At 52.1% G+C, this 25232-nt stretch carries 30 protein-coding genes and 1 pseudogene; 10 read left to right on the top strand and 21 right to left on the bottom strand.

The features are described 5' to 3' along the window. Positions 1-52 precede the first annotated feature (52 nt). Positions 53-964 (top strand): DUF808 domain-containing protein, encoded by a 912-nt coding sequence (locus ACVXHP_RS07245; protein ID WP_200006047.1) that lies wholly within the window; start codon positions 53-55, stop codon positions 962-964. A 77-nt stretch (positions 965-1041) separates the two neighbouring features. Further along, complete coding sequence (locus ACVXHP_RS07240) at positions 1042-1224, top strand: YodC family protein (RefSeq protein WP_200006048.1); 183 nt, start codon at positions 1042-1044, stop codon at positions 1222-1224. A 205-nt stretch (positions 1225-1429) separates the two neighbouring features. On the opposite strand, the gene yodD is transcribed toward ACVXHP_RS07240, so the two are convergent. Continuing rightward, on the bottom strand, positions 1430-1657 hold the full coding sequence (yodD, locus tag ACVXHP_RS07235) for a YodD family peroxide/acid resistance protein (protein WP_032939599.1): 228 nt from the start codon (positions 1655-1657) through the stop codon (positions 1430-1432). Between the two features lie 163 nt (positions 1658-1820). Here yodD and dsrB point away from each other — a divergent pair, with 163 nt between their 5' ends. Beyond that, the gene (gene dsrB / locus ACVXHP_RS07230) at positions 1821-2009 is read left to right on the top strand and encodes a protein DsrB (protein ID WP_038641589.1); all 189 of its coding nucleotides are present in this window, start codon (positions 1821-1823) and stop codon (positions 2007-2009) included. 54 nt (positions 2010-2063) lie between these two features. Here dsrB and rcsA read toward each other — a convergent pair whose 3' ends face one another. From rcsA to fliF, 14 genes and pseudogenes are all read right to left on the bottom strand, one after another. Continuing rightward, the gene (gene rcsA / locus ACVXHP_RS07225) at positions 2064-2687 is read right to left on the bottom strand and encodes a transcriptional regulator RcsA (RefSeq protein WP_061382614.1); all 624 of its coding nucleotides are present in this window, start codon (positions 2685-2687) and stop codon (positions 2064-2066) included. A 277-nt stretch (positions 2688-2964) separates the two neighbouring features. Further along, positions 2965-3760, bottom strand: a pseudogene (fliR, locus tag ACVXHP_RS07220) (flagellar biosynthetic protein FliR). Positions 3761-3768: 8 nt separating this feature from the next. Then, a complete protein-coding gene (gene fliQ, locus ACVXHP_RS07215; protein WP_032939600.1) occupies positions 3769-4038 on the bottom strand; it encodes a flagellar biosynthesis protein FliQ in 270 nt (89 codons plus the stop codon). 9 nt (positions 4039-4047) lie between these two features. Further along, positions 4048-4785, bottom strand: coding sequence for a flagellar type III secretion system pore protein FliP (gene fliP, locus ACVXHP_RS07210; RefSeq protein ID WP_038641584.1), 738 nt, complete (start codon positions 4783-4785; stop codon positions 4048-4050). Continuing rightward, positions 4785-5162 carry a flagellar biosynthetic protein FliO gene (fliO, locus tag ACVXHP_RS07205; protein WP_447571309.1) on the bottom strand — a complete coding sequence of 126 codons (378 nt, stop codon included), beginning with the start codon at positions 5160-5162 and terminating at the stop codon, positions 4785-4787. Before fliO ends, fliP begins: the two co-directional genes overlap by 1 nt. Continuing rightward, positions 5162-5575, bottom strand: coding sequence for a flagellar motor switch protein FliN (fliN, locus tag ACVXHP_RS07200; RefSeq protein ID WP_005127761.1), 414 nt, complete (start codon positions 5573-5575; stop codon positions 5162-5164). Before fliN ends, fliO begins: the two co-directional genes overlap by 1 nt. Continuing rightward, on the bottom strand, positions 5572-6576 hold the full coding sequence (gene fliM, locus ACVXHP_RS07195; RefSeq protein WP_038641580.1) for a flagellar motor switch protein FliM: 1005 nt from the start codon (positions 6574-6576) through the stop codon (positions 5572-5574). The genes fliN and fliM overlap by 4 nt, the downstream gene beginning before the upstream one ends. A gap of 4 nt (positions 6577-6580) precedes the next feature. Next, on the bottom strand, positions 6581-7048 hold the full coding sequence (gene fliL, locus ACVXHP_RS07190) for a flagellar basal body-associated protein FliL (RefSeq protein ID WP_038641578.1): 468 nt from the start codon (positions 7046-7048) through the stop codon (positions 6581-6583). 104 nt (positions 7049-7152) lie between these two features. Further along, positions 7153-8367: a flagellar hook length control protein FliK gene (gene fliK, locus ACVXHP_RS07185; protein ID WP_447571166.1), complete on the bottom strand. Its 1215-nt coding sequence runs from the start codon at positions 8365-8367 to the stop codon at positions 7153-7155. Beyond that, the gene (fliJ, locus tag ACVXHP_RS07180; protein ID WP_003030438.1) at positions 8364-8807 is read right to left on the bottom strand and encodes a flagellar export protein FliJ; all 444 of its coding nucleotides are present in this window, start codon (positions 8805-8807) and stop codon (positions 8364-8366) included. The genes fliK and fliJ overlap by 4 nt, the downstream gene beginning before the upstream one ends. Before the next feature lie 21 nt (positions 8808-8828). After that, positions 8829-10199: a flagellar protein export ATPase FliI gene (fliI, locus tag ACVXHP_RS07175; protein WP_047410431.1), complete on the bottom strand. Its 1371-nt coding sequence runs from the start codon at positions 10197-10199 to the stop codon at positions 8829-8831. Continuing rightward, positions 10199-10906 (bottom strand): flagellar assembly protein FliH, encoded by a 708-nt coding sequence (gene fliH / locus ACVXHP_RS07170; protein ID WP_317678508.1) that lies wholly within the window; start codon positions 10904-10906, stop codon positions 10199-10201. Before fliH ends, fliI begins: the two co-directional genes overlap by 1 nt. Then, positions 10899-11894, bottom strand: a complete 996-nt coding sequence (fliG, locus tag ACVXHP_RS07165) for a flagellar motor switch protein FliG (RefSeq protein ID WP_200006053.1) — start codon at positions 11892-11894, stop codon at positions 10899-10901. The genes fliH and fliG overlap by 8 nt, the downstream gene beginning before the upstream one ends. Beyond that, positions 11887-13560, bottom strand: coding sequence for a flagellar basal-body MS-ring/collar protein FliF (gene fliF / locus ACVXHP_RS07160; RefSeq protein ID WP_304700168.1), 1674 nt, complete (start codon positions 13558-13560; stop codon positions 11887-11889). The genes fliG and fliF overlap by 8 nt, the downstream gene beginning before the upstream one ends. A gap of 216 nt (positions 13561-13776) precedes the next feature. Here fliF and fliE point away from each other — a divergent pair, with 216 nt between their 5' ends. Further along, positions 13777-14091: a flagellar hook-basal body complex protein FliE gene (gene fliE, locus ACVXHP_RS07155; RefSeq protein WP_016153486.1), complete on the top strand. Its 315-nt coding sequence runs from the start codon at positions 13777-13779 to the stop codon at positions 14089-14091. Between the two features lie 54 nt (positions 14092-14145). On the opposite strand, the gene yedF is transcribed toward fliE, so the two are convergent. Continuing rightward, positions 14146-14379: a sulfurtransferase-like selenium metabolism protein YedF gene (gene yedF / locus ACVXHP_RS07150; RefSeq protein WP_000790504.1), complete on the bottom strand. Its 234-nt coding sequence runs from the start codon at positions 14377-14379 to the stop codon at positions 14146-14148. Beyond that, positions 14376-15602 carry a selenium metabolism membrane protein YedE/FdhT gene (yedE, locus tag ACVXHP_RS07145; protein ID WP_316129601.1) on the bottom strand — a complete coding sequence of 409 codons (1227 nt, stop codon included), beginning with the start codon at positions 15600-15602 and terminating at the stop codon, positions 14376-14378. The genes yedF and yedE overlap by 4 nt, the downstream gene beginning before the upstream one ends. Positions 15603-15766: 164 nt before the next feature. On the opposite strand from yedE, the gene yedD reads away from it, so the two are divergent. Next, positions 15767-16180 carry a lipoprotein YedD gene (gene yedD, locus ACVXHP_RS07140; RefSeq protein WP_042307689.1) on the top strand — a complete coding sequence of 138 codons (414 nt, stop codon included), beginning with the start codon at positions 15767-15769 and terminating at the stop codon, positions 16178-16180. Between the two features lie 40 nt (positions 16181-16220). Here yedD and amyA read toward each other — a convergent pair whose 3' ends face one another. The 4 genes from amyA to fliD form a co-directional block, all read right to left on the bottom strand. After that, the gene (gene amyA / locus ACVXHP_RS07135) at positions 16221-17708 is read right to left on the bottom strand and encodes an alpha-amylase (protein ID WP_447571165.1); all 1488 of its coding nucleotides are present in this window, start codon (positions 17706-17708) and stop codon (positions 16221-16223) included. Positions 17709-17776: 68 nt separating this feature from the next. Continuing rightward, positions 17777-18148: a flagella biosynthesis regulatory protein FliT gene (gene fliT, locus ACVXHP_RS07130; RefSeq protein ID WP_003030458.1), complete on the bottom strand. Its 372-nt coding sequence runs from the start codon at positions 18146-18148 to the stop codon at positions 17777-17779. Further along, a complete protein-coding gene (gene fliS, locus ACVXHP_RS07125; protein ID WP_085048008.1) occupies positions 18148-18555 on the bottom strand; it encodes a flagellar export chaperone FliS in 408 nt (135 codons plus the stop codon). The genes fliT and fliS overlap by 1 nt, the downstream gene beginning before the upstream one ends. Positions 18556-18570: 15 nt before the next feature. Beyond that, positions 18571-19971 (bottom strand): flagellar filament capping protein FliD, encoded by a 1401-nt coding sequence (gene fliD, locus ACVXHP_RS07120; protein ID WP_447571164.1) that lies wholly within the window; start codon positions 19969-19971, stop codon positions 18571-18573. Between the two features lie 254 nt (positions 19972-20225). Here fliD and ACVXHP_RS07115 point away from each other — a divergent pair, with 254 nt between their 5' ends. The 5 genes from ACVXHP_RS07115 (at position 20226) to tcyJ (ending at position 25191) form a co-directional block, all read left to right on the top strand. After that, the gene (locus ACVXHP_RS07115) at positions 20226-21488 is read left to right on the top strand and encodes a FliC/FljB family flagellin (RefSeq protein ID WP_447571163.1); all 1263 of its coding nucleotides are present in this window, start codon (positions 20226-20228) and stop codon (positions 21486-21488) included. 79 nt (positions 21489-21567) lie between these two features. Next, a complete protein-coding gene (gene fliB, locus ACVXHP_RS07110; protein WP_447571162.1) occupies positions 21568-22770 on the top strand; it encodes a flagellin lysine-N-methylase in 1203 nt (400 codons plus the stop codon). A 196-nt stretch (positions 22771-22966) separates the two neighbouring features. Further along, positions 22967-23686: an RNA polymerase sigma factor FliA gene (gene fliA / locus ACVXHP_RS07105; RefSeq protein ID WP_016153479.1), complete on the top strand. Its 720-nt coding sequence runs from the start codon at positions 22967-22969 to the stop codon at positions 23684-23686. 52 nt (positions 23687-23738) lie between these two features. Next, positions 23739-24290, top strand: coding sequence for a flagella biosynthesis regulatory protein FliZ (fliZ, locus tag ACVXHP_RS07100; RefSeq protein WP_061382623.1), 552 nt, complete (start codon positions 23739-23741; stop codon positions 24288-24290). 100 nt (positions 24291-24390) lie between these two features. Continuing rightward, positions 24391-25191: a cystine ABC transporter substrate-binding protein gene (gene tcyJ / locus ACVXHP_RS07095; RefSeq protein WP_304700031.1), complete on the top strand. Its 801-nt coding sequence runs from the start codon at positions 24391-24393 to the stop codon at positions 25189-25191. The last annotated feature ends 41 nt before the right edge of the window (positions 25192-25232 follow it).

The following is a 25232-nucleotide window of genomic DNA, read 5'->3' as shown; positions in this document are numbered from 1 at the left end:
TGTTTTACTTCATACTTAATACGGCAAAAAAATAATATTGAGGGTTAACATTTTGGCAGGAAGTAGCTTACTGACCTTACTCGATGATATCGCCACCTTACTGGACGATATCTCGGTCATGGGAAAACTGGCCGCGAAAAAAACCGCGGGTGTACTGGGAGATGATTTATCGCTTAACGCGCAACAGGTGTCGGGCGTGCGGGCGAACCGCGAACTTCCGGTAGTCTGGAGCGTAGCTAAAGGGTCGCTTGTTAACAAAGTTATTCTTGTGCCGTTGGCGCTATTGATTAGCGCCTTCATTCCCTGGGCGATCACCCCCTTATTAATGGTAGGTGGGGCGTTTCTCTGTTTTGAAGGGGTGGAAAAAGTTCTGCACACCCTGGAAGCACGTAAACACAAAGAGACCCCGGAAGAGCGCCAGCAGCGTCTGGCATCTCTGGCGGCGCAGGATCCGCTGACCTTTGAGAAAGATAAAATCAAAGGAGCGGTACGTACCGATTTCATTTTATCTGCTGAGATTGTCGCGATCACCCTCGGTATTGTGGCGGATGCTCCGTTGTTGAATCAGGTGCTGGTGTTATCTGGTATCGCGTTAGTGGTGACCGTGGGCGTGTATGGCCTGGTGGGGATTATCGTTAAGCTTGATGATATCGGGTACTGGCTGGCGGAAAAGCGCAGCGTGCTTGCCCAATCGCTGGGTAAAGGACTGCTGGTGGTTGCTCCCTGGCTGATGAAAACACTTTCTGTAGTTGGCACGCTGGCGATGTTTTTAGTGGGGGGCGGGATCGTGGTACATGGAATATCACCGCTGCATCATGCGATAGAACATTTTGCCCAGCAGCAAAGCGCATTGATTGCGCTAATGCTTCCGACCCTGCTTAATTTGGTGCTCGGCTTTATCATTGGTGGAATAGTCGTTCTGCTGGTAAAAACCGTTGCCAGACTGCGCGGAGTTTCGCACTAATTGTCGCCGGATTAATTACGCAAAAAGCCTCTTTGTCGTCTAAGGTGTAAAGGTTTCTCTTGATACAGGAGGCAGGTATGGTCTTTTCTGTCAGTGAGGAAGTCACCTCGAAAGAGGGTGGCCCACGCATGATCGTTACCGGGTATGCCAGCGGAATGGTGGAGTGTCGCTGGTACGACGGCTTTGGCGTTAAACGGGAAGCATTCCGTGAAGATGAACTGGTGCCCGGCGAGCAAACATCGCTCCGCCAGGATGCCTGACATTGGGCATGACCGTAACCCGGTGGACTCTCAACCATTAGTTATATTTATCATTTTGGTGAGAATTATTTACTTGTCAGGCAAAAAAATTGCAGATAAGGTTTGTTTCACATCAGATTTCCTGGTGTAACGAATTTTCAAGTGCTTCTTGCATAAGCAAGCTTGATCCCGGCCCGATGAGGGCCGGGATTTTTTTCGCCCTCAGTCAGCGATTGATTTCCGACACGCTAAAATCATGGATATCAAGCTCGAACGCGTCGGCCAGTTCATGCCATGTATGGTAATCACGCCCGTCGATGCTGACGCGTTCCGGATCGTCCTGACTGCGATGAATTTCACTCTCGCAGATTTCGTTGATTGCCTTCAGCAGCGCGTCTACATCGACGCTGACTTCACGTTTGGCCGTATCGCTGTACTCTTTCGCGGTTTTCATCCTCATACCTCTCAACCGTTAAGGATACCGGGGGAGCGCATCAAAACCTCAGATACGCACCACTTAAGTATAGACCGTCGAGAAAACCCGCAATCGCATGCGTCGAACGCTGCCACAAAAAGGAATTTGTTCTACACTGGCACAAAGCCACAGGAGGAAAACGATGAAGGTGAATGATCGGGTCACAGTCAAAACGGACGGCGGTCCGCGTCGGCCGGGCGTGGTACTGGCAATCGAAGAGTTTAGTGAAGGCACCATGTACCTGGTTTCGCTGGAAGACTACCCGCTCGGTATCTGGTTCTTTAATGAATCAGGTCATCAGGATGGTATCTTTGTGGAAAAAATAGAGTGAGGTGAGTTCTTCTGCTTGATTCTGACTGGTGGTTCCGCCACCAGTCAGAACGTCTTAGCGCATATTCACAAAGATACCATTGGTGACATTATCCGTGAGTCGAACCACGTGATAGATAACTTGCTTATTATGCGTCTTAATCTTTCGTTTTATATTTCCCTTATGGGATGAGACGGTCTTGGCCTTGATATTCATTTGATCTGATATCTGTATTGTTCCCTGTCCCTCCATCCACATGCGTAGCATGCTGGATTCAGTACGGCTTAATGACAATGTCGGCAGATTAACATCGATAGCAATATTCACTTCCTTTTTCAGAATATCGCCAAGAAGTTCATCCAGTGAATCAGGTTTAATTGATTTAGAACTGATCAATAAATTTTTTCTGACTAAAAGATACTCATCAAAATGCACATTGGCAATTGCCATAAATACAATAAATAATGTACTGGGATGCTGATTAATGATTTGCTTGATTTGCTGACTGTTAGCAGGATCGTGGATAAAACAGTCCTCATTAATAAACACCACAGCGGGTTGAAGAGAAACACAGGCGAGACTGAGTTCCCCAACGCTGGAAATATTGTTGATTTCCCTTTTTTTCACCCCCCGACTGACCAGATAACCGGTCAACCCTAGCCGGGTGTAACTGCATAAATCCATAATAATCGTTGACATGGCATACCCTCACTCAATGCGTAACGATAATTCCCCTTACCTGATTATTGCATCACAACTAAACGGAATAATAACGACCCAAGATGACGCTTTCGCTGTTTTCAGGCGAATTTACTATCCCGTAAAGTTGCGTATAATTTGCCAGGAAACATCTTAAAGTAAAGTAAATGTTGCGTTATGTGAGTGAGGCAAAAACAAATAAACCGCGACAGCGATATCCTGGTGGATGTTGTCGGTTTTTAAATTTAGGACAATCCTTAGTAAAACAGGATAAAAATTAAGGGTTATTATTTTCCAGGCATTTCGCTGACGATATCCGCCAACAAATTAAAAATTTCGCTGAACAAGCGCTCGCAGAATGGCGCAATTAATGGCATCAGCGCCGCCATTAATGAAATACCTACGGTCAGGGTGAGAGGAAAGCCAATGACAAAAATCGACAGCTGTGGCGCCATGCGATTTAACAAGCCAAGCGCAAGGTTCAGCGTCAGCAGCAGCGTCATAACCGGTAGGGCCAGCATGAGTCCATTGATGAAAATCAGACTGCCCGCCCGCGCCAGCGCAAGAAACGCATTGCTGTTAACCGGATTGCCGCCAATGGGCAAGGTATGAAACGTATCTACCAACAGCGAAATCAGCCACAGATGGCCATTAAAGGTGAGGAATAACAGCATGGCGAGCATGTCGATTAGTCGTGCCAGTACCGGCATATTCAGGCGGCTACCGGGGTCGAAGAATGTCGCAAAGGAAAGCCCCATTTGCAGGCCAATCAGTTCCCCGGCAGTACGTACGGCGGCAAACGCAAACTGCATGGTGAAGCCTAAGGCGATGCCGATCAGGATTTGTTGCATTGCCTGCCACAACGCGCCGATGGAAAAGATGGGGACGTCTGCCGGGGGAATTGATGGGGCGATAACAATGGTTATCATCAATCCCAGCCCCAGTTTTACCCGCTTGGGGATGGCGCGTTCGCTGAGAATGGGAGCCGTGGAGATGAGCGCCAGTATGCGCAGCAACGGCCAGAAGTAAAGATTCAGCCACTGCATCCACTCAACGCTGGTCACCTGCAACATAACGTTGTCTACCCGATGATATACGGTAAATTGCTGAACAGCGTACGCACGTAGTCGAGCAACAGATTAAGCATCCATGGGCCGGCAACAATGATGGCAATAAACACCGCGACAATTTTGGGAATGAAGGACAGCGTCATTTCGTTAATCTGGGTCGCCGCCTGCAGAATACTGATGATAAGGCCTGTGACGAGGGCCACCAACAGCAAAGGCGCAGCAAGGGCCAGAGCGACTTTCATCGCTTCTGTACCCATCATCATGACCGATTCAGGTGTCATTTCGCGCCTCTAACTGTAAAAGCTTTGTGCCAGCGAGCCGACAAGCAACTGCCAACCGTCCACCAACACAAACAGCATCAGCTTAAACGGTAACGCGATTGTGGCGGGCGGCACCATCATCATCCCGAGCGCCATCAGCACGCTGGCGATGACCAGATCGATAATCAGAAACGGGATAAAAATGGTAAAGCCTATCTGGAAGGCGGTTTTCAGCTCGCTGGTGACATAAGCCGGAAGCAAAATTCGCATCGGTACGGCTTCGGGCCCCTGTAAGGGACCGCTGTTTGCCAGACGGGCGAACAGCGCCAGATCGGCTTCACGGGTTTGGCGCAACATAAACTCGCGCAACGGTTGGGCGCCTTTCTCCATGGCTTCCTGCATGGAGATCTTCTCTTCGCTGAACGGCTGATACGCGTCAACGTAGATTTTATCGATCACTGGCGACATGATGAAAAAGGTCAAAAATAGCGCCAGCCCCAGCAGCACCTGGTTGGGGGGCGCAGACGGCGTTCCCAAGGCATTTCGCAACAAACCGAAAACGATGATGATGCGGGTGAAGCTGGTCATCATCAATAAAATGGCAGGCAGGAACGTCAGCGAGGTGATAAACACCAGCGTCTGTACAGGCAATGACCAGCTTTGTCCGCCGCCTGGCAGCGGTTGACTCACCAGGCCCGGGAGCTGGGCGAGGGCGACTGGACTGAAAAGCCATAAGCCTGCCAGCGTGATGGAAAACAAACGGCGCATCAGGATCTCCCGGGACGCTTGAGCAAACTCTTCATCATGGCCTGGAAATCCGCAGGGGAGGCCGGTTTTTCTTCTGCATCGGCAGGAGCTGGGGGCAGGGTGTGCAATAGGTTAATTTGCGAGGCTGTGACGCCCAACACCAGGCGCGCATCTTCCACCTCAACAATCACCACGCGCTCACGTGGACCCATCGAAACACTCGCCGCAACCTTCAGCCCTCGCGTACCGGTGCTTTTGGGCGCAAAGCCCAGGCGTTTAATGACCCAGGCCGCCGCCAGGATCAAAACAATGATCCCGAGCAGCGCGCCGCTTACCTGTACCAGCGGTGAGCCGGGGACGGCGGCTGGCTGAGAAACTGTCGCCTGGGTGTTCATGATTAACGGCTCAGACGGCGCATGCGTTCTGATGGGGTGATAATGTCGGTGATACGTACGCCGTATTTATCCGCAACCACCACCACTTCACCCTGGGCAATCAGATAACCGTTGATCAGGATATCCAGCGGTTCGCCCGCCAGACCATCCAGCGCGACAACGGAACCCTGCGTCAGACGCAGCAGCTCTTTGATGGTCATGCGCGTACGACCCAGTTCGACGGTCAGTTTGACCGGAATGTCCATGATCAGGTCGATGTCCTGCAAAGCACCGCTGACGTCGCCGCCGCCTAACTGCTGGAATACCGCATCGGCCGCACTTTTGGTGGTCGTGGTTTTTTGCTCGTTTAACGCGTCAGCCCACAGATCGTCCAATGCGCCAGTGTTCTCATCGGACGGATTATTCATATCACTCATTTGGGCTGTTCCTCATTCAGCGAATTCAAAATCGGGTTTATCAGATGTTCTACGCGTAACGCATACTGACCGTTCACGGTGCCATACTGGCTGGTCAGTACAGGCACGCCGTCCACATGAGCAATAATGCGGTCGGGTTTTTCAATCGGCAGTACATCGCCGGGTTTCAGCTTTAAAATCTGGGACAGCCGTAGCGGAATGTCGGCAAAGTTTGCCACCAGCTCCAGCTCAGAATGCTGAACCTGACGCACCAGATTATTGCGCCAGTTCTGATCTTCATTACGTGAGTTTTCCAGCGGCGGGTTTACCAGCAGCTCGCGCAACGGTTCAATCATGCTGAATGGCAGACAGATGTTAAACTCACCGGTCAGGTTGCCAATTTCAACGTGGAACGGGGTGTTCACCACGATGTCGTTAGGCGAGGTGGTGATATTGGTAAATTTCACCTGCATCTCGGAACGAACGTATTCCACTTCCAGCGGATTGATGGCCTTCCACGCGTCGCTGTAACTTTCCAGCGCCAGCTTCAGCATGCGGTTGATAACGCGCTGTTCAGTATGCGTAAATTCGCGACCTTCCACTTTGGTTGGAAAGCGTCCATCGCCGCCGAACAGGTTATCAACGGCGATAAATACCAGACTTGGTGAGAACACCACCAGACCTGTACCGCGCAGCGGCTTGAGGTGGATTAAGTTCAGGTTGGTCGGCACCGGTAAGTTACGCGCAAACTCGTGATACGGCTGGATGCGGATCGCGCCCACGGTAATATCCGGGCTACGGCGCAACAGGTTAAATAATCCCATACGGAACTGGCGCGCGAAGCGTTCGTTAATGATCTCCAGCGCCTGTAAACGCTCACGCACCACGCGGCGTTGGGTGTTGGGATCATAAGGACGAATATCGCTCTCTTTTGCGATACCGGTAATGGGTTCGTCTTTGGTTTCGCTATCGCCATTCAGCAATGCGTCGATTTCAGCCTGAGAAAGAATACTGTCGCCCATGTCTTTACCGCAGAATAAAAGCTGTATAAAGAACGTCGGTGACAACCTGTTTTGGCTGCCCGACAACGAGCGGAGTCGCGAGCGTCTCTTTGATGGCGGTAATCAGCTGTTGTTTACCTTCCTCGGTGGCGAGCGTGGCCGCATTTTGACGCGAAAACAGCAGCAGCAAGCGGCTACGTACTTCCGGCAAATATTCATTCAGACGCGCACGTGTCGCCTCGTCTTTCATGCGCAGCGTGATACCGATATACAGCACACGGTCCGCATCGCCCAGATTGACGGTAAAGGTATCCAGTGCAAAGAATACCGGGGCAGGCGGTGGAGCCGGTTCCGCTTTGACGCTGGCGGACGGCTGCTGCTGCATGCGCCAGTAGCTATACCCCGCAGTTGCGCAGGCGGCGAGGGTAATTAATACCAGCAGAGGGATCCAAATAGCGCGTTTACTTTTTTTGTTAATCGCGGAGTCAGTCATCAGATACGGGCTTCCTGTTTCGGTACAGCTTATGGGCTGATTATCCCGTGTCCTGTCCACGACAAAGCGTGGAAAAGACGCGGATAATCATGCTACCTCTGGCGTTAGGCGAAGATGTCTACTGCGCCATCACCGCGGGCAGCGGCTTGCAGTGAGGCTGGCGTTGCCAGGATGGCGTCATCTTCAGCGGCAAAAATATCTTGTCCCTGAGCGCGACCCGCCTGCTGTTGCTGCCCGGAAGACTGCTGCTGGCCGGTAAAGCTCTCACTGCTGATGTTGCTTTGGCCCAACTGGATCCCACTTTCAGCCAACTGCGTACGCAGCATCGGTAATGCTGCTTCCAGCGCGGCGCGCACGTGACTGTGCGGTGACACCATTTGCAGCTGTGCGAGATTGTCATCCAGCTTAATGGAAATGTGCACCTGACCCAGATCCTGCGGATGCAGGCGCAGCTCTGCGCTCTGCTGGCCCTGACGCGTGAATAGCGTGACGTGCTGACTCAGTGATTGCTGCCATTCCTGACTTCCCAACGGAGCGCTTAGCACCGGCGCGGCGGTGGGTAACGGCTGAGCATGTGTCTGTGGGCCAGTTAACGGAGCCGCGGTAGCGCCAATGCTGGTTGGCGAAGGGGTGCTGTCAATTTCTGCTTTGGTCGCTGCCGCTGCCGTCAGGGGGGTTAGCGTCGGATTGTTTGTCTGATCCAGGCTGCCACCAGGAGAGGCAATGTCCGTTTTGCCTTTTTTGGCATCACCGGGCAGCAGTTCGCCCGCGTTATCGGCGATAGCGTCGTGTGCCGTGCCTCGAGACAACGCCGAAAGCGTGGCATCAACGGGGGCAGGGGTGCTGTCAACGGCAGGCGTCGCCAGCGGTTGTCCCGGCAGCATGGCGAACAGCGCGCTCAGGTTGGCGAGATCGTCATCGCTGAGCGTGGTGTTTTTTTCATCCTGCTGAGCAACTTTGCCCAGTGTCGTCAGGGCATTCACTTTCAGCGACGGCGTAAGCGCTGACAACAGTTGCTGAGCATCTGTCATGTCGGCAAGAGAAGCATCGGTTTGTATCTCTTTTTGCGCCAGCAGATCGGTTAACTTGACCGACTGTGTGACATCGCCATTTTTTTGCAGCAACCCTTTTTGCAATTTACTGCCCGCCGCCTGTAAGTCGGCAAACGTTAACGGCGCGCCTTTACCCTGCGCGTCGCTCGCACCTAACGCGCCAGCCAGCAGCGCTAAAAAATCCTCGGGTGAATCTACCGCTTTGCCTGACTGAAGACCTGCGGCTACGTCGGTGTCGGTGGTAATCAGTTGGGGTAAAGTAATCATTCGGGTTTCCTCATAGCTGCACGCTGAGCAAATTCATCCATTTTTTTCTGATCCAGACGGTTTTCGGCCAGCAATGCCGCCGAGGTTTGTCTGTCCTGCAGAGTCTGCCACGCCTGCAACCGTTGTTTTTTATCGCGCCAACTGTTCAGCGCCTGGTCCACTTTCTGCGTCCATTGATTGAGCTGCTGGCGATGTTGCTCAATCGCTTTTTCCAGGGTCTGAATAAACTGCTGATAGTTAATCCAGCGATTACTGGTAATACCCTGACCCATATCGTTATTCAGATTGTTACGGTACTCATGCTGATAATCGATCAGCATTTTCAACTGTTCTTCCGCCTGCTGACAGCCACGACGCATCTCTCCCAATAAGACAGCGGCGTCATCTACCTCTTTTTCAGCCAGGTCTTTCAGCGTTGCTAATGCACCATGTTGTGCCATGACCTATGCTCTCCTGCTCAATCACACACCAGGGAAAATCAGTTCTAAAGCTTGCAGGGAATCTTCCCAGTCAGCCCGTTCAAAGATGCCTTGCTGTAAAAAAGCTTCCAGTTGTGGCCATAAGGCGATGGCTTTATCCAGCATCGGATCGCTGCCTTTGGCATACGCCCCCACGCTGACCAGATCGCGGTTACGCTGGAAGCTGGATAGCAACTGTTTAAAGTTACGCACCCGCGCATAGTGTTGTTCACTAATGAGCGCGGTCATGGCGCGGCTGATCGAAGCTTCTATATCGATTGCCGGGTAATGACCCGCCTCAGCCAGATGGCGGGACAGCACAATGTGGCCGTCCAGAATCGCGCGCGCGGAATCCGCAATCGGGTCCTGCTGATCGTCACCCTCGGTCAGGACGGTGTAAAACGCGGTAACTGAACCGCCGCCGTGAATACCGTTCCCGGCACGTTCAACCAGCGCCGGTAATTTGGCGAATACTGACGGCGGATAACCTTTGGTTGCTGGCGGCTCGCCGATCGCCAGCGCGATCTCACGTTGCGCCATCGCATAGCGGGTGAGGGAGTCCATAATCAGCAATACGTGCTGTCCACGATCGCGAAAATCTTCGGCGATGCGCGTGGCGTAGGCCGCGCCCTGCATACGCAACAACGGCGAGACATCCGCAGGGGCGGCGATCACCACCGAACGTGCGCGACCGTCCGCGCCGAGAATATTTTCAATAAAATCTTTAACTTCGCGACCACGCTCGCCAATCAAACCGACGACGATAACATCGGCCTGGGTATAGCGCGCCATCATGCCGAGCAGGACGCTTTTACCGACGCCAGAACCTGCGAAAAGACCCATACGCTGGCCGCGCCCGACGGTTAGCAACGCATTAATGGGGCGCACTCCGGTATCCAGTACGTGTTCAATGGCGGTGCGTTGCAGCGGGTTAAACGGCGGCGTAATTAGTGCCCCGGTTTCGGTGGTATCCGGCGCGGGCAGACCGTCGAGCGGTTTGCCGCTGCCGTCGAGCACTCGGCCCAGCAGGGCAGGACCCAGCGGTAATTGCTTCCCGCTTTGCAGACCTTCTCCGGCAATATTCTTCGCGTATACGCGCGCGCCGGGCAGAACGCCTTCGACCTCTTCGAGCGGCATCAGAAACAGTCGCTGACCGTTAAAGCCCACGACTTCACTTTCAACCTCCTGGGTTTCGTTGCCGTCCTGGCGTTCAATGACGCAGGTGGCGCCCAGCGGCAGCTGTAATCCGGTGGCTTCCAGCACCAGCCCGGTGGCGCGAGTCAGACGCCCGTAACGACGCACCGCAGGCAGCAGCGACATTTTCTCTTCGAAGTTGTCCAGCGTATTGAGCCAGCGAGTCAGACGAGTGGTCATTACACGACTCCTGGCGCGGCCAGACGGCAGAGTTCTTGCCAGCGTGTGGCGACGCTGGCATCCAGATCGCCTTCGTCGGCAGAGACTTTACAGCCGCCGTGATGCAACGTGGGATCGCCGCGCAGCCGCCAGCCGTGCAGACTGAGGGTAGCACCGAGCATCTCTTCCACCCGCTGGAGATCGTCCGGATGTACGCGCAACTGCGGTTTACCGCTGAACAGCGGTTCCTGCTGCAACAGCTGTTGGATTTGTTTAATCAGCGCCGCGTTATCTACGACAGGCGTCTGACCTATCACCTGACGCGCCGCCTCCAGCGCCATTTGCATCAGGCGTGAGGCGATCACGCTGTCCAGTGCGTCCAGCGTATTCTGAAACTCGCTCACCAGTTGCTGCATGCGGGCAGTGATTGGCGCATGCTGCGCGCGCGCCTGGTTCTGGCCTTGCTCCAGGCCCTGATTCAGGCCTTCCTGATAGCCTTGTTCGTGGCCTTTTTGTCGACCTTCCGCCAGGCCGGCGTTATAACCTTGCTCGTGAGCCTGCATTTGCAACTGCGCGAGCTGCTGTTCAAGCTGTTGCTCTGCGGAGAGTTCCGGCTCGGCGGTCTCTTCTGACAGCGGTGTTTCGCTGTGTTCGGCCAGCACGAACTCCGCCATCGGTGGGGCGAGGTCGTCCGGAGTCCAGACTTTCCACGGCAGTTCGTTAGACATAGGTATCCTCGCCGCTGCCGATCACCATCTCGCCGGTTTCCGCCAGACGACGCACAATAAGCAGAATCGCTTTCTGTTCGTTTTCTACCTGCGACAAACGTACCGGGCCACGGTTGGCGAGGTCGTCGCGCAGAATATCGGCAGCACGTTGCGACATGTTGCGCAGGAACTTCTCGCGTAGCGGCTGTTCGGCGCCTTTCAGGGCAATGAGCAGCGATTCGGAATCCACTTCCTGCAGCAGGCGCTGGATACTGCGATCGTCGACGTCCACCAGGTTTTCGAACAGGAACATCTCGTCGATAATTTTCTGCGCCAGTTCGCCGTCGAATTCGCGCACGGCGGTAATAACGGCTTCTTCCTGCTGGGTTTTCATCAGGTTGATGATTTCTGCCGCCGTTCTCACGCCGCCCATTTTGCTGCGCTTGAGGTTCTGACCGTCGAGCAGGCCATTCAATACTTCGGTCAATTCCGCCAGCGCGGCAGGCTGTACACCGCCGAAGGTGGCGATACGCAGCATCACGTCGTGACGTAAACGTTCGTCGAACAGCGCCAAAATATCGGCTGCCTGGCCTCGCTTGAGGTGCACCAGAATGGTGGCGATAATCTGCGGATGCTCGTCGCGGATAAGATCGGCGGCGCTTTGCGGCTCCATAAAGTTGAGCGTTTCAATGCCGCTGGTGGTATCGCGGGTTTCCAGAATATCTTCCAGCAGGCTGGATGCGCGTTCCTCGCCCAGCGCTTTCACCAGCACGGAGCGCAGATATTCGTTGGCGTTAATATTCAGCGCGGCAAACTGTTCTGCTTCTTGTTCAAACTCCGCCAGCACATCCGTCAACTGCTTGTTGGAGATCTGGCGTACGTTCGCCATCGCTGTACTGAGCGCCTGAACTTCGCGGGTGGAGAGATGTTTAAACACCTCCGCCGCGCGATCCTCGCCAATGGTCATCAGCAGGATGACGCTTTTATCGGTACCGGTAAGATTACTCATGATCGTTACTCATCCACTGGCGAATGACCAGCGCCACGACGCGCGGATCGTTATCTGACATTTCACGAATACGCTGACTCATGACTTCTGCGCCCAGACGCTGATTTGTGCGACGCTGCTGGGTCTGTTCGTCTTTGCTGAGGCGAACTTCTACCGCTTCTTCGGTTTCCTGACGGATACGCGTTTGTTCCTGCGCGGCTTTCGCTTCTTCACTGCGACGGGCCAACTGCGGGCGAACGGCTTTGCGCCACAGGATCCAGGCGACAAGCAGAACCAGTAACCAACGACCTGCGGACATTAACTGATCAATAAAGAACGGCTGTTTCCAGAACGGAAGCTCGCCCATGGAATCGTCGGTCGCCGTGAACGGAGAGTTCACCACGTTCAGGGTATCGCCACGTTTGTCGGAGAAACCCATCGCCTCACGGGTCAGATCCTCAATCTGTTTCATCTGTTCGGCAGTTAACGGCAGCGGTTTGCCGTCTGGCAGCGTTTTATAGTTGACTACGACGGCCACCGAGAGACGCTGCACATCGCCAACGTTCATTTTGGTGTGGCGAATGGTACGGTCGACTTCATAGTTGCTGGTTTCATTGCGCTGCGTACTGCGCGGACCGGCATTGTTACTGTTATTCGACGTCTGCGTGGTTTGCGCATTTTGCTGATTAGCCGGTGGATTGGCGATTGGCGCGGTATTAGCCGGGGCTGGCTGATTAGACAATGCGCCCGGGACGCCGCCAGGCGCTCCGCTACCAATTTGCTCATTAATGTTCAACTGACGTGAACGCAGCACGGCCTGGGACTCATCACCGTTTGGACGGTATTGCTCTTCGGTTTGCTCTTTATTGGCAAAATCCAGTTGCGCGGTGACTTGTGCATGGACGTTACCGTTGCCGACAATTGGCGACAGGATCGATTCGATCCGGCGCTGCACGCGGCCTTCGACGTCGCTGGCGTATTTTAACTGCGCATCGTTGAGATCGCGGCTGCTGGTGTTCGACTGGGTTAACAGATGACCCGCCTGATCGACCAGCGTTACGTTGCCCGGCGGTAAGCCTGCAACAGCGCTGGAGACCAAATGCGTGACCGCGCTGATCTGACCTTCATCCAGCGCACGACCCGGCTCCAGATTAACGGTGACGGAGGCCGAAGGCGCTTTTTGCTCACGTACAAACAGCGATGGTTTAGGCATCGCCAGATGCACGCGGGCGCGTTTTACCGGGCCCAGGGTTTCAATGGTGCGGGCTAATTCACCTTCCAGCGCGCGCTGATAATTGACCTGCTCGCTAAACTGGCTGATACCAAACTTTTCCTGATCCAGCAGCTCAAAGCCAACGGCTCCACCTTTCGGCAGGCCTTGCTGCGCCAGACGCAAGCGTAGCTCGTGGACTTTATCGGCAGGAACTTCAATCGCGCCGCTTCCCTCAGTAAAACGATAGGGAACGTTCATCTGCGTCAGTTGGGTGACAATCGCGCCACCATCCTGATCGGAAAGATTGCTGAACAAGGTGCGGTAGTCGGGCGCTTTGGCCCACAGAACCATCGCAACGACGATAGCGACGGCAGCGGCTCCTGCCACAATCAGAGGAATTCTGGGATTCGCGCGCAGGCGATTTAACCACTCGAGAGGTTTAAGCTGGGTTGCAGTCGATGCTGTCGCACTCATCTCGCACCTCGTGGCTTATCGTGGACGGCGTTTTTTGCAAAGTGGAACAAGACTCACTCCCGGGTCAGCAAACTCGAAAAATTGACGGTCTCATTATTTGCGGTTTCGAATTTTTCTATGGGTTAAAAACCGTGGTTTTTTATCGTTATTTAACGCCTTTATCTTATTGACTAACTGGTAATCTCAGCTACGTGAAAATTCATCCAGGGGATCAGCATGTCGGCAATACAGGGGATTGAAGGGGTCATTAGCCAGTTACAAACCACGGCGATGTCAGCAAAAATGCAGGATATGCAGCCACAACCGACCGTGAGTTTTGCCGGTCAGTTGCATGCGGCGTTAGACAGAATCAGCGATGTGCAGACCGCGTCCCGTGTCCAGGCTGAGAAATTTACCCTCGGTGAACCGGGTATTGCGTTGAATGATGTGATGACCGATATGCAAAAAGCGTCGGTGTCGATGCAGATGGGGATTCAGGTACGTAATAAACTGGTATCGGCGTATCAGGAAGTGATGTCGATGCAGGTGTAGGGACAACGTGCAGAGAAAGTAGGCCGGATGAGCGCAGCGCCATCCGGCAAACAGTTATTTCTGAATCAAATAGCGAATCGTTGGGCCATCCTGCTGAATATCCAGCACCGTATAGCCGTGATTGCGCGCATCCAGTGGAATATTATTGATTGACTGCGGGCAGTCGCTCACCACTTCCAGAATTTCACCTTTCTTCAATTGCGGCATCGCCTCCAGCGTGGCAACTGCCGGGTACGGACACGGCTCACCGACCATATCGAGGCGATAATCAGGCACGATATTTTTCATACAGACTCCTTGGCAGGCGTTAGCCCTACACGGCGGAAGAAACGTTTTTCCCAGCCGATGATGAGCATCAGCGCGGTAAATAACAGCAGATAGGTCACCAGCAAGCCACCGAGCGGACCAAAGGTGTTGAGCAGATTCACCTTATCCCAACTGGTGGCGAGGGCAGGCGCAAAATCATCCCAGTAGTAGGCCAGAATGGTTGAGCCAATAACGTTGCCCAGACCAACCCACCAGTAATGCACCTGGCCTTCAACCGCGCGGTACATCCAGCCGGTTTCACACCCGCCCGCTAAAACAATACCGAAGCCGAACAGCAAGCCGCCGATCACTGCATTCGGACCCGCCCACATAATCTTCGGCTCGACGCCCAGTTGCACGTAGCTAAAGATACCGATGGCGCTGACCGCCATCCCGAAGATGATCGCTTTTGCCATATGGGTACGACCGGAAATCCACAGGTCACGGAAGGCTGAAGTGAAGCAGATCTGCGCCCGTTCAATCAGCAGACCGAACCCGACGCCGAACAGCATCGCCAGGCCGAGCTTGGGTTTATCCATCGCAGTGAGTAACGCCCAGCCGATCATGCCGATAAACACCAGCATGCCGAGGCGAAAACGACGACGCGCCTGATCCGGTTTTTGCGTCAGCGGGGAAGCGGCGGAGACTTTCTGCATTTTGACCGGAATACGGAACATCGGCAGCAGGGTAAAACGTGCGCCAAACCATGAGCCAATAGCTGTTGCCAGCGCAAAAAACCAAGCGTGTAGCGAGAACTGCGGAATACCGGTGAAGAACGCGGCCAGGTTACACCCCATCGCCAGACGGGCGCCGAATCCGGCAATCATCCCGCCGACTATCGCCTGCATGATGCGTATCCGACTGCGCGGCATGCGGAGTTTGACGTTGTTGGCCCACAGTGCGGCAGCAAAACAGCCGCCGAACATACCGAGGATCATCATACCGTCGATGCGGGTCAGGGGAGAGCCTTCGAGATGGATCAGCTTGTAGTAACCCCACTCTTCTGCGTGCACGCCAAATAATTGCAGGATTTGCCCGCCCCAACGGGTGAATTCACCGGTCACGGCCCAGAAGGTTCCCGTAATGCCGAAATAGTAAGTAGAGAGAATACCCGCTGCGATGACCGCAGGGGCGGGGGCCCAAAATTTAATTAACCAGGCCTGTTTGAAGTGTTGCCATGACATGCGTTGTGCCTCTGAACTCAGAAGGTATGTAACAAGAAGTGTGGATACTACACCGATCAGAATTTTTGACTATGAGTAATAAGAGGTAACACCGTCTGGATCAATCTTTCTCAACGCGACCGAAAGGCTGGCGGCATCAGGCCTTTAATGCCACAATCCCATTTTCTTCGCATGCAGGATGAATGATGAAAAAATTAGCAATCGTTGGGGTATTTCTGGCGCTGAGCGGATGCGCCGAAGTAGAGAATTATAACGACGTGGTGAAAACGCCCGCGCCAGCCGGTCTGGAAGGTTACTGGCAGTCAAAAGGCCCGCAACGCAGCCTGGTCAGCCCGGAAGCCATTGCCAGCCTGGTGGTGACGAAAGAGGGCGATACGCTGGATTGTCGCCAATGGCAGCGGGTCATTGCCCTGCCGGGGAAACTGACGATGATTTCCGGCGATCTCACCAACGTGACGGTGAAACGTGAGCTGTATGAGATTGAGCGCGAAGGCAATACGCTGGAGTATGATGGCATGACGCTGCAACGGGTGGATCGCCCGACGCAGGAGTGCGCTGACGCGTTAACGAAAACGCCGCTGGCCACACCGCTGCCATAAGCAGCACGCCCCGGTAGCCAGTAGCCACCGGGGTTGAGTATTACAACACGTCTTCAATCACCCACACGCTGACGCTACCGCCGTTGCAGAAAAACGTCGCTTCCCCGTTTTCATCAGTAACCACGCTTTCTTCGCGATTACCCAGATAATCGCGCCAGGTTTTATTGCCATAATTCGCACCCAGATTGATGGTCTTCTCCCCATCATCACCGTTAGACAGCACCACCACACAGCCGGGATCTTCGTCCGTTCCGCTGCGGCTAAAAGCGATACAGTTAGGATGATCGAAAAAGAGCGTCTGTACGCCGTGGGCGAAACGCTGGCGGGCGAGGATCAGTTCGGCGAGCTGATCGATGATCGGCATGTCGATAGGATAGGTTTCGCCATCGCCGCCGGTGTCTTCGTAATGCGCCCCGTAGAGGTCAGGATAAAACACCGACGGTACGCCGTTTTCCCGCAGCAGGATCAACGCATAGGCCAGCGGCTTAAACCATGGCTCGACAGGGGCTTCCAATGCCTGCAACGGCTGGGTGTCATGATTAGCAACCAGCGTGACGGCATGAAACGGATCGGCCTCGACTAACGTGCCGGTGAAGATCTGGCTCATGTCGTAATCGCGGCCCTGACGGGAGGCTTCGTGGAATTTCATCTGCAAAGGGGCGTCGAACAGCATGGTTTTCCCCTCCACCTGGTTAATGTAGGTTTGCAGTTTGTCGACCTCGTGGGACCAGTATTCCGCGACAATAAACAATGGTTTGGGGGCGACTTCCTGGACGTGTTCAATCCACTCTTTATAAAACCATGCCGGAATATGTTTCACCGCATCTAAACGAAAACCGTCACACTGGGTTTGCTCCATCACCCAGCGCGCCCAGTATTTGATCTCCTCGGTCACGGCGTGATTACGAAAATCGATGTTCTCGCCCATCAGATAATCAAAATTACCCAGTTCATCATCCACCTGATCGTTCCAGCCTTCACCGGTGTAATCGTTAACGATTTTGAAAATACCGTCTTCGGTGGGGTTTTCGATATGGTCAATGCCGCTGAAGCATTTAAAGTCCCAAATGAATTGCGAATACTGGCCTGCGCGGGCGGGGAAGGTATAGCGCGTCCAGGCCTCACACTCGATGATTTCATCTTCTATTTGCGTACGATCGTCGGCGTTAACTCGCTGAACACGAATCTTTTCTTTCTCATCTGCGCCCATTTTGTGGTTAACCACCACGTCGAGCAGTACGGCGATGTCGTTGTGTTTCAGCGCATCTATCGCCGCCAGCAGTTGGTTTTTATCGCCGTATTTGGTGGGGATGGTGCCCCTCTGGTCAAACTCGCCCAGGTCAAACAGATCGTACGAGTCGTAGCCAACGGAATAACCGCCGGACGCGCCTTTATAGGCGGGGGGCAGCCACACCATATTGATGCCGATATCATTGAGTCCGCCTGCGCGTTCGGCAAGCTCGGGCCAGAGTTGACCCCCATCGGGGTAATACCAGTGAAAATACTGCAATAACGTGGGATTTTTCATCTTCCGTGCTCCAGAAGTCGTTTGGCCGACCTCTGGAGTATGGAAGATTATTCAGATTTAACAGAAAATTATTGCGGGGCGGTAGGGGCATCAGGCACTAACAGCATCCCGGAAAGACGGCCGTAGGCGTTATTCAGCGTCTTCTGGCGCGTCGACTGACCGATGAGATTGCTGAGCTCATCCAGCCGCTGCTGCAACAGTGTTTTGAGCAACTGTTCGTTATCCAGCGTCTGTTTAATATACCCGGCCACTAAGTCCTGAATACTTCGCGTAATGCCTGGTGGAGTTTGCTCTTCCATGACCACTTCAATACTTTGCAGATAGGTAACTTCCTGTTCCAGTAAAAGGTCCCACTCACCCCGCTGCGCTAGTTCCAGCAGCGAGTGACTGAGTAGCGCGATGCGCTGCCAACGGTTGATAAACTCCACGGCTGAGGTCATTAACGAGACTCCTGGGACGACGCTTTCGGTGAGATCTGTTTCCAGGCTTCCGCAATGTTGCCGAGCAACCCTTCGACTTCTTCAATAGCCTGACAATCATTACGCAAGTTGGCTTGCAGTAAACGGCGAATCATATAGTCATACAGCGCAGACAGGTTGGTGGCGATTTCACCGCCATTCTCCTGATCCAGCCCTGCTTTCAGACCATTGTCGATAATATTAATGGCTTTGCTTAAGGCCTCGCCTTTGGCGACGATATCACCCTGTTGCATAAACAGGCGAGCGCGCACCAGGGCGCTGTTCGCGCCATCAAACAACATTTCGATCAGCTGATGTGGGCTGGCGCTCATTACGGCGCTTTCCACACTGACCTGTGCATAGGCTTTGGTACCGCTCGCGGTATACATGCTTACCTCGTGTTATCAGGATTTATTCATCGCTGTAAATTGTTGGCCCAGGTAGGTACTGGTGTTATTCAGTTTGCTCATCATGCTATCGAGCTGGGTAAATTGCGCCGTATAGCGCGCAACCATGTCGTCAATACTGGCGCTGACGGACAGGTACTGTTTGGTCAGTTTCTTCAGTGTGGCGTTAATGGTGTCTTGCGCATTATCGATAATGCCGTCATCAGCCAGATAACTTTTCACTTCAGCGGCAATTTTGGTGGTGATCCCGGTTTCTTTACCGTCGCCAGCCAATAACTCACGTACCGAAGCGGTGTTTTCGTCCAGCGCTTTTTTCAGTTTGGTGTCATCGATGGTCATCTTGCCGGTTTTGCCATCCTGCTTGATGCCAATTTCATTCAGCGTCTTAAAGGCACCTTCGCTACCAGAGTTGGCAAACTGCGCGCGAATACCGGTCTGAATGGTTCGTACTACGCTGTCACCCACCAGCGCGCCGTTATCTTTGTCCTGACCTTCCGCACCTGCGTCTACGGCTTTATATTTGGTCAGCGTATTAAAGGTATCGATCAGTGAGTTATAGGCATCGACCCAGCCTTTAATCGCTTCCGTGGCTTTCTCATTGCTTTTCGTCACGGTTACGCGCGCGTCGGTGACTTTTTTGGTCAGTTCCAGCGTCACGCCCTGCGGGGCATCGGTGACTTTGTTACTCTGACGTTCAATTGGGATCCCGTTCATCGTGAGCTGTGCGTTTTGCGCTTTAACCAACTCAGTCATTTTTCCGGAGCCAGCTTTGCTGTCGTAGGCCAGCATATCGTTAAGCTTACTGTCGCCTTCAACAGAGATGGTCATTTTGCTGTCCATACCTTCTGCTGCGGTCAGCACCAGTTTGAACTCACCATCTTTCACCTTCACGATACTGGCGGAGATTCCGCTATCGCTATCGTTGATCGCCTTACTGATATCATCCAGCGTGGTTTTGTCTTGCGACAGTTTAATCTCCAGCGGCTCTTTACGACCCGGCTGCTCAATCTTAATTGTACGGGTGGCAGACCCATCACCCAGCGCCTCTTTGCTGGAAGCCACCGATGAGGTGCTCAGAGACTGCGCCTGGGCAAGCTGCGTGACGCTGATGGTATAAATACCCGGTGCCGCGCCGGCTTCGGTGGTCACTTTCAGATCTTCAGTGCTGCTGGTCACATTACTGCTTCTGAACAGTTCCGGTTTATTTAACGCGGTATTGGCCGTCTGGAATTTTTCCAGCGCACTCTTCAGCGTACCGTAAGCCGTCAGACGGGCGGTATTGTCGGTTTGTTGCTGAGTTATTGGATTTAAACGTTTTTTCTCAGCAATAGTCAGGTTGTTTAGCAACGTGTCCAGTGGTAAGCCTGAGCCTACGCCTAATGATGTAAATGAAGCCATGCCCGATTCCTTGTGATTGCAAACAATTGTTAAGCGGGTTATCGGCAATCTGCGCGCAAAGTTTAATGATAGTTTTGTCAAAATAATGCGCGGAATAGTGGTGCATAAAGAGGGTATTTCACAGGCTAAGAAAAAAATGGCGAAAATAAAAAATTTTCTAAAGTTCGAATTTAAGGTGCCGATACAAGGGTTACGGTGAGAAACCGTGGGCAACAGCCCAATAACATCGAGTTGTAATTGATAAGGAAAAGATCATGGCACAAGTCATCAATACAAACAGCCTGTCGCTGTTGACCCAAAACAACCTGAACAAATCTCAGTCCGCTCTGGGCTCCGCTATCGAGCGTCTGTCCTCTGGTCTGCGTATCAACAGCGCGAAAGACGATGCTGCTGGTCAGGCGATTGCTAACCGTTTCACCTCTAACATCAAAGGCCTGACTCAGGCGTCCCGTAACGCTAACGATGGTATCTCCGTTGCACAGACCACTGAAGGCGCGCTGTCTGAAATCAACAACAACCTGCAGCGTGTGCGTGAACTGTCCGTCCAGGCAGCTAACGGTTCTAACTCAGAATCTGACTTGTCCTCTATTCAGGATGAGATTAACCAGCGCCTGGCAGAAATCAACCGAGTATCTGAGCAGACCGACTTCAACGGTAAAAAAGTTCTGAACCAGGATGGTCAGTTGACTATCCAGGTTGGGGCAAAAGATGGTGAAACCATTACTATTGATCTGAAAAAAATCGACAAGGCAAGTTTAGGCTTAGATAAGTTAGATGTAACTAAAGTTGCTTCAACAGTAAAAGATAAAGCTGTCGTTAGCATGGATATTACCTTGGTAGATGGTAATTTCGATGACAAAAAGGCTGCTACACCAATCACTGCTGATTTAGAATTACATAAAGACACAAACGGTGCAATTTTTGCTAAAGATACTGCAACTAATAAATATTATGCAGCGAAAGTTGATAATAACGCAGGTAAAGTTACTTTCGATAGCACGGCCGAAAGTACTCCAACAGGGGCAACCACTAAAGTAGATTCCATTAAAAAGGATATTACAGCGTCTACTGCTAGTTTTGCTGATGGTGAATCCCTTATCAAATATACTGAAAATGGTAAAACGGCATTAGCTAAGCAAGTAGTCAATAGTGCGACTGGTGAAACAACCTTCTTCAAAGCAACAGTTAACGCAACGACTGGCGCGCTTTCTTTTGCCACAACTGCATCTGCTTTGGATATTTCTGTTGATCCTCTTGCAAAAATCGACGATGCCCTGAAAACTGTTGACGGATTCCGTAGTCAATTAGGTGCTGTTCAGAACCGTTTTGAATCTGCAATTACTAACCTGGGTAACACCGTGAACAACCTGTCTTCTGCTCGTAGCCGTATCGAAGACTCCGACTACGCGACCGAAGTGTCTAATATGTCTCGTGCGCAGATCCTGCAGCAGGCAGGTACTTCTGTACTGGCACAGGCTAACCAGACCACGCAAAACGTCCTCTCTTTACTGCGTTAATCCACCGATTGGGTTACATAGTCGTCAGAGACAATAAAGGCAGCGAAAGCTGCCTTTTTTCTATACTGGAGTCTGAAGAATGCAAGAAATTACCGTTACTGAACCCAATTTTGTGACTACGTTTCAGTGCACCGGCACGCAATGTCGCGATCATTGCTGTAAAGGCTGGAATATACATCTGGATAAGGCAACGGTGAATAAATATGTCTCCAGTAAAAATGAGATCATCAAGAACATTGCCAAAGAGAATATTATTCTGCTTAAAAAAGATATTGCGCAGTGGGGGATGATTAAACTTGCGGATAGCACAGGAAACTGTCCTTATCTGACTGAAGAGAGTCTGTGTCAGGTACAAAAAACATTGGGAGCCAAGGCGTTAAGTACGACTTGTAAAACATTCCCGCGTAGTGAGCGTATCTACAAAAACGATGTAAGAAAAGCATTAAATCTGTCGTGTCCGGAAGTCGCCAGTTTAGTCCTGACCGATCCCAATGCGATGGTTCTGAATGAGAGCAGTAAAATTGTGCCTAATGCTTATACTGCACCAGTCTTTCCTCAACAGCAAAAACTGCTTAATCTTTTTTGTCTGAGCCTTGTGGATCAGGCCGGGAGTGATGTGGATGTGGGGCTATATGCGCTTATTAAACTTACTTTATGCGTTAAGAAGTTTAATCAGATTGATAATGTGGCGCTGGCTGAAGTTGAGCAAATTTATCACGCGATTATGACTCAGATGCAGTCAGGTGAAATGCGAGATGAACTGTCGAAGTTTTCTGCTGACAACAATGTTAAAGTCAATTTAGTGCTCTTGCTTCAGGATTATTTCCGCAGTCTTCCGGTAAGCCGCGCCAATGGCGTACTTAACTATTATATCCAGTGTCTTTTGAGAACATTGACCCAGGAAGAAAATCACTCTGTGGGTGAAGGGGTTGCTAAACTTGAGGCGACCTGGCAGAGGATTTACGAAGAGCAGGATAAGACTGGATTCGATCTTAAAAATTTCATTTTGTATAAAATTTGGGAAAACAACTTTCCCAATCAAAAGAACGTAGACCCGCTTCGGACGTTATATATGATAAGCGTAGAATACTATTTTATCAAAATGTTGATCGCCGCAAGTGCCTACGAAAGAACATATCTCGAGAAGGAGGACGCCATCAATATTGTCTACAGCTTCCATTCGAGAAGTCAGCATAATCCGACCGTGCATGAAAACTTCCATAAGCACATCGAGACCGTACGCACAGGTGATGACCTGTCGATGATACATCTCTTGACATAATTTAAGCAGGGATGCGTGAAAACGCATCCCTTGCAAGCTAACCATTTGATTTATGTTTGATTATTTCTGGTCCGAAATAACGCCCTCAGCTACATAAGTGAAATAACCCTTCTTTTATAGCCTTATTCCTCCGATAGAACCCCCTGCAGAAACGGATAATCATGCCGATAACTCATTTAACGCAGGGCTGTTTATCGTGAATTCACTGTATACCGCTGAAGGTGTAATGGATAAACACTCGCTGTGGCAGCGTTATGTACCGTTGGTGCGTCACGAAGCATTGCGCCTTCAGGTGCGTTTGCCGGCGAGCGTAGAACTGGATGACCTGCTACAAGCGGGCGGCATCGGGTTATTGAATGCAGTTGACCGATATGACGCTTTGCAAGGAACGGCATTTACCACTTACGCAGTGCAGCGTATTCGTGGAGCGATGCTGGACGAACTACGTAGCCGGGATTGGGTACCGCGTAGCGTTCGGCGCAATGCTCGCGAAGTGGCACAGGCGATGGGACAACTGGAGCAGGAATTAGGGCGCAACGCGACGGAAACCGAAGTGGCGGAGCGTCTGGCTATTCCTGTGCAAGAGTATCGTCAGATGTTGCTTGATACCAATAACAGCCAACTCTTCTCCTACGATGAGTGGCGGGAAGAGCATGGCGATAGTATTGAGCTGGTGACGGAAGAACATCAGCAGGAAAACCCGTTACAACAGCTACTTGAGGGTAACCTCCGCCAGCGCGTGATGGACGCGATCGAGGCGTTGCCGGAGCGCGAAAAGCTGGTGTTAACGCTGTACTACCAGGAAGAGCTGAATCTGAAAGAGATCGGCGCGGTACTGGAAGTCGGGGAATCACGGGTCAGCCAGTTGCACAGTCAGGCCATCAAACGTCTACGCACCAAGCTGGGTAAGCTATAGGGGTAATCATTACCCCTGATGCCGCATTACGAATTGACTACCAGGAGTTCTCATGACGGTGCAGCAATCAAAAAGACGGCCTCTAAGCCGCTACCTCAAAGATTTCAAACACAGCCAGACGCATTGCGCCCATTGCCTGAAGCTGCTCGACAGGATCACGCTGGTTCGTCGCGGGCAAATTGTGAATAAAATTGCCATCGCCCGCCTGGACACGTTGCTGAATGAAGCGGAGTGGGAGCAGGAGAAAAAAGAGTGGGTGGCGCTGTGCCGTTTTTGTGGGGATTTGCACTGCAAAGAGCAGAGCGATTTTTTTGACATTATCGGTTTTAAACAATTTTTATTTGAGCAAACCGAAATGAGCCACGGCACGGTACGTGAATACGTGGTCCGCCTGCGCCGCCTTGGCAATCATCTGACCGAACAAAATATCTCTCACGAATTGCTGCAGGAAGGGTTCCTCGACGAAAACCTAGCCCCGTGGCTACCGGAAACCAGCACCAACAATTACCGCATCGCATTGCGTAAGTACGAGCAGTTTAAAGCCCATACGCATATGGGGCATATGCAGAAATCCTCCTGGACAGCCAGTTCTGATATATATTAAAAACGAATAAGGTGTAACAGAGTCGTGTTTGTGGAACACAGCAAACGCTTTACACTGTAGTCATAAATGATAGTCACTAATGACAATATTCGGGGTAACTATGAAATTAGCACTTCTGGGACGTCAGGCTCTGATGGGTGTAATGGCTGTTGCACTTGTCGCCGGAATGAGCGTAAAGACTTATGCAGATGAAGGTCTGTTAAATAAAGTTAAAGAGCGCGGTACGCTGCTGGTGGGCCTGGAAGGGACCTATCCCCCGTTTAGTTTTCAGGGTGACGACGGCAAGTTGACCGGCTTCGAAGTGGAGTTCGCTGAGGAGCTGGCAAAGCACCTTGGCGTGAAAGCCTCGCTGAAACCGACCAAATGGGACGGCATGCTGGCTTCTCTTGATTCCAAACGTATTGACGTGGTTATCAACCAGGTGACCATCTCTGACGAACGTAAGAAAAAATACGATTTCTCTACCCCGTACACTGTCTCTGGTATCCAGGCGCTGGTGAAGAAAGGCAATGAAGGCGTTATCAAGACCGCCGCCGATCTGAAAGGTAAAAAAGTCGGTGTTGGTCTGGGCACCAACTATGAAGAGTGGCTGCGCCAGAACGTGCAGGGCGTGGATATTCGTACCTATGATGATGACCCGACCAAATATCAGGATCTGCGCGTAGGCCGTATCGATGCCATTCTGGTTGACCGTCTGGCGGCGCTGGATCTGGTGAAGAAAACCAAAGATACGCTGGCCGTCACCGGTGAAGCGTTCTCCCGCCAGGAATCCGGTGTGGCACTGCGCAAAGGCAATGAAGATCTGCTGAAAGCGGTTGATGCTGCCATTGCCGACATGCAAAAAGACGGTACGCTGAAAGCCCTGTCTGAAAAATGGTTTGGAGCGGATGTGACGAAATAATCGTCATCCGATGAAAAAAGGCGCCTTTAACAGCGCCTTTT

It is taken from the genome of Citrobacter freundii complex sp. 2025EL-00176 (assembly GCF_053309355.1).
The sequence above is the reverse complement of the archived record's forward strand: the minus strand, read 5'-3'. Positions and strand labels throughout refer to the sequence as shown.